2 protein-coding genes are annotated in these 1629 nt (G+C 70.0%); both read right to left on the reverse strand.

All coding sequences use genetic code 11. The annotated features are described in order from the left end of the window. Window positions 1-126: 126 nt before the first annotated feature. The gene (locus AB0J52_RS39535; RefSeq protein WP_500188248.1) at window positions 127-891 is read right to left on the reverse strand and encodes an NAD(P)-binding domain-containing protein; all 765 of its coding nucleotides are present in this window, start codon (window positions 889-891) and stop codon (window positions 127-129) included. Between the two features lie 261 nt (window positions 892-1152). Then, window positions 1153-1629, reverse strand: a 477-nt coding sequence (locus AB0J52_RS39540; RefSeq protein ID WP_500188249.1) for a hypothetical protein, incomplete at its 5' end; no start/stop codon positions are given.

Here is a 1629-nt window from a genome sequence, read left to right on the forward strand (position 1 = left end):
TCCTGCGGCTGGACCGGGTCACGTCGGTGGACGACGTGCTGCTCAACGCCGCCGGCGCCGGGCTGGCCGCGCTGGCGGCGCGTCGCTGGTGGCGTTCTCCGGCCCGGCCGCGTTCGCTGGCGACCGCTAAGTGAGATCGGTGAGGAGGCCGTCGAGGGACCTTGCGAGGGCCTCGGAGTTGGCGGCGGTGAACCAGGTGGTGCGGATGCGTTCGTTGTTCCCCTTCGGGGTCTCGTGGTCGGCCGCGAGCCGGTGCAGGGAGCGGGTCTCGTCGCCCAGCGACCGGCCGACGCCCTGGAAGAGGCTGCGGACGTAGTTCTCCGCGTCGCCGGGGGCGATGCCGTGCCCGGCGGCCCACGCCATGAGCGTGGCCAGGTAGGAGTAGTGGGTGGTCAGCGTCCCGGTCAGCGCCGAGAAGACGTTGAAGGCCGCCTCGTCCGCGACCGGGAGCGCCCCGCCCAGGTGCTCGAAGAGGGCGTCGCCCACCGGATGCGAGGGACAGGTGACCGTGAGGGAACGTCGTTCGCGGACGGTCGGCAGCGGGATGGCCCGCACGAGCGGGGCCTCGGTGGCGAGCGTGCGGCGCAACTCGTCGATGCCCACGCCGGCCATCACGTTGACCACCAGCTTGCCGCCGGGCACCCGCAGTCCCTCCAACGCCTGCCGGTTCTGGCGGCCCACGGCGATGACCACCACGTCGGAGTGGTCCACCACCTCCTGGTTGTCCGCGCACACCCGCACGTCGTCGTAGCGCGCGGCGAGTTCGGCGGCCGTCCGGGCGCCCCGGGGAGACAGAAAGATCTTGGGGGACGCTCCGGCTCCGTCGCACAACCCCGTCACGATGGCCCGGGCGATCTCACCCACCCCGATGATTCCGATGCGCTTCGGCAAAGCGGCACGATCGAGGTTCTCTGCCACAGCACTCGGTTCCGCTGGGCTCTTCACAGCATGGCTCCGCAGCACAGGGCCGTGAGAGCGGCTCGTCCGTTGGTTCTGGTCTTCCTCGCCGACGCGGGCATGGGCGGCTCCTCACCTCTTGATTCTTACGCCATATATTTACCGGGAGAGCCCCATACTTACAAGATAAGAATCGGCCGTGTGAGGTGAGGGCGGGCCGGGATCCGCGCTGCGCGGGATCCGGGCCCGCGCTCGTCATGCCAGCGTTTGGCAGAGGTCTTCGATCTTGGCGTGCGCGAGTTGGACGGTCTGGTTCCCGTCCGCGTGGAAGACGACGGTGAACTTGCCCTGGATGATGTACTCACCGGCCGGGTAGCCGATGTTGCCCTGCCTGACGCCGGTGCTGAGGCCGCCGTCGATGCGTGCGCGGCGCGTGCCGTCCTTGAGGTGGTGGAACCACCCGTAGCCGGAGACCTCCCGGACGACCGAGTGCCCGTTGCCGGAGAAGCGGATGACCAGCGGCCCCCGGAACTCCTCGAGCTTGACCTTGCCGTCCGGATAGGTCTGGAGCGTGCGGACCTCTTCCTCGTCCTGGACGATGTCACCGCGCACGGGGAACGCGCAGACGTCCGTGTCGGTGAACGGCTGCGTCCGGTACGGCCGCCAGCCCCCGTGATCGGCGGCCGAGGCCGACTGCCCGGCGCAGGTGAGCGCGGTACCGCAGACGGCGAC

The organism is Spirillospora sp. NPDC049652, assembly GCF_040675125.1.
Taxonomy (GTDB): domain Bacteria; phylum Actinomycetota; class Actinomycetes; order Streptosporangiales; family Streptosporangiaceae; genus Spirillospora.